The sequence below is a fragment of the Clostridioides sp. ES-S-0006-03 genome (assembly GCF_020662275.1).
Taxonomy (GTDB): domain Bacteria; phylum Bacillota; class Clostridia; order Peptostreptococcales; family Peptostreptococcaceae; genus Clostridioides.
This window is the reverse complement of the sequence record NZ_JADGMM010000024.1, coordinates 1-9,654: the sequence shown is the minus strand read 5'-3', so window position 1 is coordinate 9,654 and position 9,654 is coordinate 1. Positions and strand designations below refer to the sequence as shown.

Genomic DNA, 9,654 nt, shown 5'->3' with positions numbered 1-9,654 from the left:
ATCAAACTCTCAAATAAAAGTTTATCAGGCTCAGATACTATTGTTATCTAAATATCTGGCTTTATGGTTTGTTTCTTGTTTTTATAAATTAACCTACTGTTTAATTTTCAAAGTTCATTTTTCATGTCTGCCCTTTTCTTAAGGACAAGTAATACTATATCAGCTTTATTTATCTAAGTCAATATAATTTTTTATTTTTTTTAAGATTTTTTATTTTTCTATGTTTTATCAGCTTAACTCTCAGAAATTAATAATAAACAAAAGTCTCTATTTCATAGGACTAATATATATTTTATGCCCAATTTTCCTTTTTATTCTATATTTAAATTTTTTATTTGTAGCAATACACATTTTTTTAAAATTAATTTACATTTCTTTCACTTGTAATTTTTGTAATCTTGTATTAGATTATTATTAAAAAATGATTTATCAATAATTTGATTGAGAACGACATTTTTACACATCAAAATATTATATAAATACTATGCTACATTTTAGGAGGATTTTATTATGAGCAAGAAAGTATTAATCATGTCTGCTTCTACAGGTGGTGGACATAATAGAGCGGCTCTAGCTATTAAAGAAGAACTTACATCCAAAACAATTGATGGAGAGCCAGTTGAGTGCGAAATAATAGATAGTTTGAAATTAGTCAATAACATAATGGATAAAATAATTTCAAGAGGATATGAAAAATCCGCCATATATACACCCAAAGCATATGGAAGTGTATATAGATTATCTGAAACAAACCTTTTATCGAAAAATGAATTTAAAGATAATCTAATCATTACATTTATGGCAAAAAAATTTAAAAAACTAATTAAAAACACTAAGCCAGATTTAATTATAGGTACACATCCTTTTCCAATGATTGCTCTAAGTACATTGAAAAAAAATTTTAACTTACATAATAATGAAATAAATGCTTCTACTGATCATTTTTATAAGCATCATACAAGTACTATTAATGTTCCTCCACTTATTTCTGTACTAACTGATTATACTACTCATTCCACATGGATACAAAATGAGATTGACTACTATATTGTTGGTCATGAGTATGTAAAGGAATTATTAGTATTTGATGGAGTCGAGCCTAGCAAAATTAGAACATTTGGAATCCCTGTTGAAAAATCATTCCACTCTCATAGAGATAAAAAAATTGTTCTTTCTGAACTAAATTTATCTCCTGATAAATTAACTGTTTTACTTATGGGTGGCAGTTTTGGAGCTGGGAATATAAAAGAAACTCTTGATGAGTTATTAGATACAGATAGAGATTTTCAGATACTTGTAATAACTGGTAGAAATGAAAGTTTAAAAGAGAAAATTGAAAAAAAACTTGTATCTCGTTATCATGACAAAAATGTATGTGTACTTGGATACACTAATAAAATGAATGATATTTTAGCTTCTATCGATGTTTTAGTCAGTAAGCCTGGTGGACTTACTACAACTGAAGCACTATTAAAAGATGTACCCATGATAGTTCCATATTATATCCCTGGACAAGAAGAAGAAAATCTTGATTTCTTATCCAATTGTGGTGCAGCACTTAGAACTACAAAGAAATATAATTTATCAATATTATTAAAAGTTTTAATAGATGACTCTAGTAGGCTAGAAATGTTAAAGAAAAATATAAAATCTATAAGAAAGTCAAATTCAGCTCAAAACATAGCTAATTTAGTATTAAGTATAATTTCTGATTAATAAAATAAATAAAATCCCTATAGTATACCTATTAGGGATTTTTTATCTTCTAATTATTTAATTGCTAGATTGGTTCATAAAAATCTTCTTCATAATCATACTGATAGTTTTTATAGTTATTTCTGAATTCAGTATTTTTATTTTTTGGAGTTTTCTTAGTTTTTTTCTTGTTAGAAAAACTTATCTCCTCAAAATCATCATATTTAGGCTTGTCTTTTGATTTCATTTTTTTAATTCTTTTTTCTTTCATTGCATTATGTTCTTCTAAGTTCATAATTGGTTTCATGTTGCACCCCTATCAAAATTTTTAAATGATTTATACAACAAATTATACAATACAGAAGAAATTTATTCAATAAATCTAAATCAAAATTAATCTGAATTTAACTCCAAAAAATTACAAAAATCGAGGTAGTAACCTCGATTTTTATATTTCTCTTCTGCCTTCCAATGCTTTCGATATTGTAACTTCATCTGCATATTCTAAATCGCCTCCAACAGGAAGACCATGAGCTATCCTAGTAACTTTGATTCCCATTGGCTTTACTAATCTTGCAATATACATAGCTGTAGCTTCTCCTTCAATAGTAGGATTTGTAGCCATTATTATTTCTCTTACATCTTGATTACCAAGCCTTTGTATAAGCTCTTTTATTTTTAGCATATCTGGTCCAATACCATCCATTGGAGAAATAACCCCATTTAATACATGATATTGCCCTTTAAACTCTCTTATTCTCTCCATAGCTGCAACATCTCTCGGATCTTCTACCACACATATAGTACTAGAATCCCTATTCTTATTTGAGCACATACTACATGGGTCTGTATCTGTTATATTACAACAAATTGAACAATACTTTATCTCTCTTTTTGCGTCTATAATTGCCTTAGATAAAGCCTCCACATCATTAGTATTCATATTAATAATATGAAAAGCCAACCTTTGAGCAGTCTTTCTTCCAACTCCTGGAAGCTTTGAAAATTCTTCTATTAGTCTCGTTATCGGACCTGTATAAACTTGCATAAATATCACCTACTAGAATAACCCTGGTATATTCATACCTCCAGTTACCTTACTCATTTGATTTGCTTGTATATCATCAATATTTCTCAATGCTTGATTTACTGCACTTAAAACTAAATCCTGTAACATTTCTATATCGTCTGGATCAACAACTTCTGGTTTAATAGTTATATCTAAAACTTCTTTTTTACCATTAACTTTTACAGTAACTGCTCCTCCACCAACTGAAGCTTCTACTTCTTTATTTTCTAACTCTTGTTGAGCTTTTTGCATGTTTTCTTGCATCTTTTGAGCCTGTTTTAATAAATTATTCATATTTCCACCACCAGGCATCATTCCGCCTCCAAAACCTTTTTTAGCCATAAACACTATTCCTCCTAAACTTATTTTCATTTTATTATTATATCATAATAGTATTTTATTATTTACTTTCATTTTCATCAATACTATCTTTTATTTCTAGTATATCTTCGTTTACTATGTTCTTTAGTATCTCTTCACCAATGTCTTTTTTTTCTTTAACTTCAAGATTTATATCTTTGACTTCTGATGACAATACTATTTTTACACTAAAGCTTCTATTTAAAACTTCTCTTATAGTCTTCTCTAGATAATTTATTGTATCTGGGGAGCTTAATCTAGTTTTTGCAAAATCAAATTTATCATCAAATATTACATATAACATGTTAGAATATACATTAAAACTTTTTACCTCACTTAAAAGAGCGTATATTGGCATTTTTTTATCTTTTTTAATTTGTTTAAGTATATTTTTCCATGATGATTCTATAAGTAGAACATCTTCATTTTTTACCTCTTCATAAACTATACTTTCTTTTTTTGAATCTATTTCTCTATTATCCTCATATTCCTTTTCTTTACCACTATCATTATTTGTAATTTTAAAGCTACCCATTTCAATCATTTTTTCCAAATTCTCAACCCTTTTAATAAGAGCTTCTTTACTTTCATCAAACATTGGCTGAGCAATCTTCATTATAGTTATTTCTACTAAGACTCTTGGATTTGAAGATGATTTTATATCATCTTGAGTTGTTGACAGTATATTTAAAATTCTTATTAAATCATTCATATCTATGTCCTCAGATTGAGATTTAAGTTGCTCTATAGTTTCTTCTGGTAATGAGATTATTTCATCTAATTCTGATGATACTTTGCAAACCATTAAATTTCTAAAATGGTCTATTAAATCATTTATAAGGTTTCTTATATCTTTACCCCATAAAACAAATTCATTTAATATTTCAAGAGATTTTTTAGTATCTTGTGCTACAATACATTGAGACAACTCAAATAATTGTTCTATATTCACGCTTCCCATCAACTCAACAACATCTTTATAGTCTACTGTATTTTCTCCAAATGATATACACTGATCTAATATGCTAAGAGCATCTCTAAGTGCTCCTTGAGAGTTTCTAGATATCAGATTAAGAGCTTTTTCATCTATGTCAATTCCTTCATCTTCACAAATTTTTTTCATCCTAAGAGTCATATCTTTAACAGTAACTCTTTTAAAATCGTATCTTTGGCAACGTGATAAAATAGTTGCAGGTATCTTATGAGGTTCCGTAGTAGCTAATATAAAGATTACATATGAGGGAGGTTCTTCTAATGTCTTTAACAATGCATTAAAAGCTCCTTGAGACAACATATGAACCTCATCTATTATATATACTTTATATTTAGCATTAGCTGGAGAATATTTTACACTTTCTCTAAGCTCTCTTATATCATCTACACTATTATTTGATGCTGCATCTATTTCTACAACATCCATTGTATTATCTTTTAATATTGATTCACATATTTCACACTCATTACAAGGTTCTTCATTCAATTTATTTAAACAATTTACCGCTCTTGAAAAAATTTTTGCAGTAGATGTCTTTCCAGTACCTCTTGTACCACAAAACAAATAGGCATGTCCTATATTATCATTGTATATTTGATTTTTTAAAGTCTTAATAATATGTTCTTGACCAACAACATCATCAAATCTTTGTGGCCTATATGCTCTATATAATGCTTTATGCATCTTTTTACCTCTCTTTAGTAAAATTAATAAAAAAATCCCTCATTATCTAAGGGATTAGTCTTTTATATATTAAATGCTGTACACCATCTATCGACTTAATTCCATAGGCGTTACCAAAACAGTTAGCTCAACTTAGGCACCCCCGCGGCACACAAAAGTGATCACTTACCGCTGCTTCCTTCCGGATCTGACGGGGTTCATGAGCTTTCATTGCGCAGGACCTAAGCATCAACACCACTTATTCAGGGCGGCCCTACAAAAAATAAGCCTTTAGATGGAATTCAATCCTGCTATAGCGGATTGCAGGTTACAGGGCACCGCTACCTCCCCATCTAGTACAGCAAAATTACAACCATATTTAATTACTTTTATTTATTGTTTCTGGCGGAGAGAGTGGGATTTGAACCCACGATACAGTTTTACCCATATACTCGCTTTCCAGGCGAGCGCCTTCGACCACTCGACCATCTCTCCTTAATCTCTTTTTCTTAATGCCTTAAAAAATTCTTGCAATATGATCGAGCATTCTTCTTGCAAAACATCAAAAGCCACTTTTACATTATTATTATCAAAATAATCTAATTTAAACTCATGCTGTTTCTCTATATATGAATTTTTTATATGTCTTGTCCCTATTATAAGCTTTTTTATTCTAGAATTAACTATTGCACCACTACACATTATACAAGGCTCTAGTGTAACATACAAATCACAATCTGTCAATCTCCATCCACCTAATTTTTCTGATGCTTGCTTTATCGCTAAAATTTCTGCATGAGCTGTAGAATCTTTCAATGTTTCTGTAAGGTTATGAGCCCTTGCTATTATCTGATTATCTTTAACTATAACAGCACCTATTGGTGTTTCTCTCTTATTATATGCTTTATATGCTTCTTTTAATGCTTCTTTCATATAAAATGAACTTTCCATAATTCCTCCCAAAACTTATAACAAACTTATCTTATCATAATTCATTTTATAATTCAACTTAATTTTATTTTGTTTATTTAATATATTGCTATACATAGCTACATTTAATTTAAATTAACCTAAAAAAATTTTTTCAACGTCTAATTAAATGTTGATTTATGAAAATATTTAGCTTTTTATGATGAATATTCTATTATATATATTAACATAAAAAAGTTATGAAATTATTAAATCTCATAACTTTTTCTAATTTACTATTTACTTACAGTATATTTTTAATCTTAAAATATATTATCACTTATATAATATTAATACACAATTATTTTATAACATCAACACCCATATAAGGTCTTAATTCTTCTGGAACCACTACAGAGCCATCTGCTTGTTGATAATTTTCTAATATAGCAGCTAAACATCTTCCTATAGCCAATCCAGAACCATTTAATGTATGAACATATTCTGCTTTTGATTTTTTATCCCTTTTAAATCTTATTCCCGCTCTTCTTGCTTGGAAATCTTCAAAGTTTGAACAAGAAGATATTTCTACATATCTATTATAACTTGGCATCCAAACTTCTAAATCATATTTAAAAGCAGCTGTAAATCCTAAGTCTCCTGTACATATTCTTACAACTCTATATGGAAGACCTAACATTTGTAACATAGTTTCAGCATCATGAGTTAATGATTCTAATTCCTTATAAGAATCCTCTGGTTTAACAAATTTAACTAATTCAACTTTATTGAATTGATGCTGTCTAACTAAACCTCTTGTGTCTCTTCCTGCTGAACCAGCTTCAGATCTAAAGCAAGGAGTATATGCACAATATTTTATTGGAAGTTCTGCAACATCTAATATCTCATTAGCATGTATATTTGTCACAGGTACTTCAGCTGTTGGTATTAAGAAATACTCTAGCCCTTCTATTTTAAACATATCTTCCTCAAATTTAGGAAGTTGACCAGTGCCTATAAAACTATTTCTATTAGCCATAAATGGAGGTAAAACTTCTGTATATCCATGTTTAGCTGTATGAGTATTTAAGAAGAAATTCATTAAAGATCTTTCTAATCTAGCACCTAATCCTCTATATAAAGTAAATCTTGAACCAGTTATTTTTCCAGCTGTTTCAAAGTCTAATATACCTAAACCAGTTCCTATATCCCAGTGAGCTTTATGTTCAAAAGCAAATTTTGTAGGTTCTCCCCAAGTTCTTACTTGAACATTATCTTCATCTGTTTCACCTTGTGGCACATCTGGATGAGGTACATTTGGAATTCTCATCAATGCATATTCCATTTTTCCTTCAACTTCTTTTACTTTCTCATCAATACCTTTTATCTTGTCTGATAATTCTTTTAATCTTGCTTTTTCCTCTTCTACATCTTTTCCTTCTTTTATTAATTGTGGTATCTTTTTAGAGTTTACATTTAATTCATTTTTCATAACTTCAACTTCTTGAAGTATCTCTCTTCTTTTATTATCTAATTCCACTACAGCATCAAGGTCGAATTCTTTTTCGCCTCTTATTTCCATAGCTTTTTTAATATCATCTAAATTTTCTCTTATTCTTTTAATATCTAACATATTAATTCCTCCTAATAATTTTTATAATATAAATTAATAATTCCAATTTAAATTAAAACATTTTTAACTGCAAATTCTTAGTTTAAACAAATTTTGAAAATAAAAAAAGACCTCCGTTTACCCTATAAAAGGGACGAAAATCTTTTATCCGCGTTGCCACCCTAATTGATTATACCCATATGTACAATCCTCTCAGACCTGTAACGTAGGTAAACGTCTAGCTTTAACTAGAAGCTCTAGAGTAGATTCAAAAACCATTGTAATGAGTTCTCACCATCCACTCATTCTCTGAATACAACCTGTTTTTTACTATTTTCTTTCAATGCTTTTAACTAATTGTTTTATTTGATAATCATTATATTATATATATTAACATCTTTCAATACTATTATTCAATTTTTTTTAGAATTTTCTTTAATTTGTTATCTTGAATTTGATTTTTTTGTTTAATTAAAATATTATCTTTTATCTAAAGAATTTAAATTACTTGTGTTATTAAACAATAATGAAGCAGGAATAAATGGAACTTCTATTTTATTTTCATCAAATTTCTTTTTAACTTTTTCCATTATATCAAAGTATACATCCCAGTAATCATCAGTTTTAACCCAAGGCCTAGCAACTATTTGCATAGTATTATTACCTATAGAGTTTAACCCTATGATTGGCTTTGGATCATCTAGTATCCTTTTTTCATTTGTAAAAATTTCATTTAATATAGATTTAACCATATCTATATCGCTGTCATAAGAAATATTATACGAAAAATCTATTCTTCTTTTATTTTGATGTGTGTAATTAATTATATTATTACTTGTCAATTGAAAATTTGGTATTATTATAGTTTTATTATCTGGAGTTTTAAGAACAGTGCTAAATATTTGTATATCAGAAACTGTACCTTCCACACCTGACCCTTGAATATAATCACCTATATTGAATGGCTTAAAAAACAAAATAATCATGCCTGAACCTAGGTTTGATAATATTTCTTTAAATGCTAATCCTATACTAAATCCAGCTGCTCCTAAGACCGCTACAACTGATGTAGTTTGTATTCCTATAATACCTAAACTTATCAGTGATATGATGGATAGCATTGATATATATATACCATATACAATAAAATTATTTACACCTTTACTCATTCCATATTTAATTAGAAATTTAGAAACCATCTTTCTTACTATCTTAGCTATATAAATACCTATTATAAATATTGTTATTGCATATATAATATTTGGTATATTATCACTGAAATTATTAAGCATATTTTCTAAAGTTCTCTTCGTTATATTACTATTTGTTGAAGTAGTCTTAGCCAATGACAAAAAATTCATTTAACTCCTCCTTATGATAATATTCCACTGTCATCTAGTTTTTTTATTATATCTTCAATAGTTTTTTCTTTGAGTGCTTCAATTGTATGAATATGACTACATTCTGTTAAAACTGATAATTGTTTAAACTCATTTGTTTCAACTTTTATCATAAAATCATCTATATCCATTTTAGAATAAATATTAAGTTCCGCAGTTATTTGACCATATGTCGAATGATTTACAATAACATCTTTTACAATTCCACCCAAATCTACAATAATTCTTAGTTCTTCATAAATTTCTTGGGGATTTCTATGATTTTTACATTTTATTTGTCTAGAAAAATATGGTTGATTATATATTATATATCCTTGAGGTGTCGCTATTATTTCAAAACCTTTAGCTCTTATAAGCGCTATATCTTGTACTATTACTTGTCTGCTTACATTTAATAGCTCTGCTAGCACTCCACCTTTTACAGGATGCTTGGATTCCTTTAAAATATCTATTAATTTGTTTCTTCTTTCATTAGAATTCATATCATACCTTCTTTCTAAATCAAAACTTTTTGTCTATATTATATAATTCTATATTTTATCTTAGTATAAATCAATACAGAGTTTATATTCTGTTTAATTTTAGATTTTATAGCAAACAATAAAAAAAGACTACGTGGCTACGTCCTACTCTCCCAGGCAGTTTCCCACCAAGTACCATCAGCGCTAGAGAGCTTAACTTCTGTGTTCGGAATGGGAACAGGTGTATCCTCTCTGCTATTGTAACCACATAATCTCTATGCTTAATATTACTATTAAGTTTTTGAAACTAGTAAACTAGATTCTTTAGAGTTAGCACTCTAAAAACTACATATATATTTTAATCAATGAACATCAAATAAATATTGGTCAAGTCCTCGACCTATTAGTATCGATAAGCTAAATACATTGCTGCACTTACACCTTCGACCTATCAACCAGATAGTCTTTCTGGGGTCTTACCCTTGCGGTGG

The 9,654-nt window shown here is 28.5% G+C and carries 9 protein-coding genes, 1 tRNA gene, 2 rRNA genes, 1 other RNA gene and 1 other annotated feature; of the genes, 1 reads left to right on the top strand and 12 read right to left on the bottom strand.

The features are described 5' to 3' along the window. Positions 1-510 precede the first annotated feature (510 nt). A complete protein-coding gene (locus tag IR151_RS19640; protein ID WP_227437604.1) occupies positions 511-1,716 on the top strand; it encodes an MGDG synthase family glycosyltransferase in 1,206 nt (401 codons plus the stop codon). Between the two features lie 64 nt (positions 1,717-1,780). Here the strand turns inward: IR151_RS19640 and IR151_RS19635 are convergent, their stop codons facing one another. From IR151_RS19635 to IR151_RS19580, 12 genes are all read right to left on the bottom strand, one after another. Then, a complete protein-coding gene (locus IR151_RS19635) occupies positions 1,781-2,002 on the bottom strand; it encodes a hypothetical protein (RefSeq protein WP_227437601.1) in 222 nt (73 codons plus the stop codon). 141 nt (positions 2,003-2,143) lie between these two features. Beyond that, a complete protein-coding gene (gene recR / locus IR151_RS19630) occupies positions 2,144-2,743 on the bottom strand; it encodes a recombination mediator RecR (protein WP_227437599.1) in 600 nt (199 codons plus the stop codon). A 12-nt stretch (positions 2,744-2,755) separates the two neighbouring features. Then, on the bottom strand, positions 2,756-3,106 hold the full coding sequence (locus IR151_RS19625) for a YbaB/EbfC family nucleoid-associated protein (protein WP_227437598.1): 351 nt from the start codon (positions 3,104-3,106) through the stop codon (positions 2,756-2,758). Positions 3,107-3,164: 58 nt separating this feature from the next. Beyond that, positions 3,165-4,802: a DNA polymerase III subunit gamma/tau gene (dnaX, locus tag IR151_RS19620; RefSeq protein ID WP_227437596.1), complete on the bottom strand. Its 1,638-nt coding sequence runs from the start codon at positions 4,800-4,802 to the stop codon at positions 3,165-3,167. Between the two features lie 76 nt (positions 4,803-4,878). Next, an RNA gene (ffs, locus tag IR151_RS19615) (signal recognition particle sRNA large type) lies at positions 4,879-5,143 on the bottom strand. A gap of 41 nt (positions 5,144-5,184) precedes the next feature. Further along, positions 5,185-5,276 (bottom strand) — tRNA-Ser (locus tag IR151_RS19610). Beyond that, the gene (locus IR151_RS19605; protein ID WP_227437594.1) at positions 5,277-5,732 is read right to left on the bottom strand and encodes a nucleoside deaminase; all 456 of its coding nucleotides are present in this window, start codon (positions 5,730-5,732) and stop codon (positions 5,277-5,279) included. 319 nt (positions 5,733-6,051) lie between these two features. Further along, positions 6,052-7,323: a serine--tRNA ligase gene (serS, locus tag IR151_RS19600; RefSeq protein WP_227437592.1), complete on the bottom strand. Its 1,272-nt coding sequence runs from the start codon at positions 7,321-7,323 to the stop codon at positions 6,052-6,054. 126 nt (positions 7,324-7,449) lie between these two features. Further along, positions 7,450-7,655: a binding site (T-box leader), on the bottom strand. A gap of 126 nt (positions 7,656-7,781) precedes the next feature. Next, positions 7,782-8,663, bottom strand: a complete 882-nt coding sequence (locus IR151_RS19595; protein ID WP_227437590.1) for a mechanosensitive ion channel family protein — start codon at positions 8,661-8,663, stop codon at positions 7,782-7,784. An 11-nt stretch (positions 8,664-8,674) separates the two neighbouring features. Then, positions 8,675-9,184: a transcription repressor NadR gene (locus tag IR151_RS19590; protein ID WP_227437588.1), complete on the bottom strand. Its 510-nt coding sequence runs from the start codon at positions 9,182-9,184 to the stop codon at positions 8,675-8,677. A 131-nt stretch (positions 9,185-9,315) separates the two neighbouring features. Next, positions 9,316-9,432: ribosomal RNA gene (rrf, locus tag IR151_RS19585) — 5S ribosomal RNA — on the bottom strand. A 114-nt stretch (positions 9,433-9,546) separates the two neighbouring features. Beyond that, a 23S ribosomal RNA gene (locus tag IR151_RS19580) occupies positions 9,547-9,654 on the bottom strand; the annotation flags it as partial.

Excerpts from the sequence above, each read along its gene's own strand:
- IR151_RS19640 (WP_227437604.1), top strand. The coding sequence starts at position 511 with ATGAGCAAGAAAGTATTAATCATGTCTGCTTCTACAGGTGGTGGACAT.
- IR151_RS19635 (WP_227437601.1), bottom strand. The coding sequence starts at position 2,002 with ATGAAACCAATTATGAACTTAGAAGAACATAATGCAATGAAAGAAAAA.
- recR (WP_227437599.1), bottom strand. The coding sequence starts at position 2,743 with ATGCAAGTTTATACAGGTCCGATAACGAGACTAATAGAAGAATTTTCA.
- IR151_RS19625 (WP_227437598.1), bottom strand. The coding sequence starts at position 3,106 with ATGGCTAAAAAAGGTTTTGGAGGCGGAATGATGCCTGGTGGTGGAAAT.
- dnaX (WP_227437596.1), bottom strand. The coding sequence starts at position 4,802 with ATGCATAAAGCATTATATAGAGCATATAGGCCACAAAGATTTGATGAT.
- IR151_RS19605 (WP_227437594.1), bottom strand. The coding sequence starts at position 5,732 with ATGGAAAGTTCATTTTATATGAAAGAAGCATTAAAAGAAGCATATAAA.
- serS (WP_227437592.1), bottom strand. The coding sequence starts at position 7,323 with ATGTTAGATATTAAAAGAATAAGAGAAAATTTAGATGATATTAAAAAA.
- IR151_RS19595 (WP_227437590.1), bottom strand. The coding sequence starts at position 8,663 with ATGAATTTTTTGTCATTGGCTAAGACTACTTCAACAAATAGTAATATA.
- IR151_RS19590 (WP_227437588.1), bottom strand. The coding sequence starts at position 9,184 with ATGAATTCTAATGAAAGAAGAAACAAATTAATAGATATTTTAAAGGAA.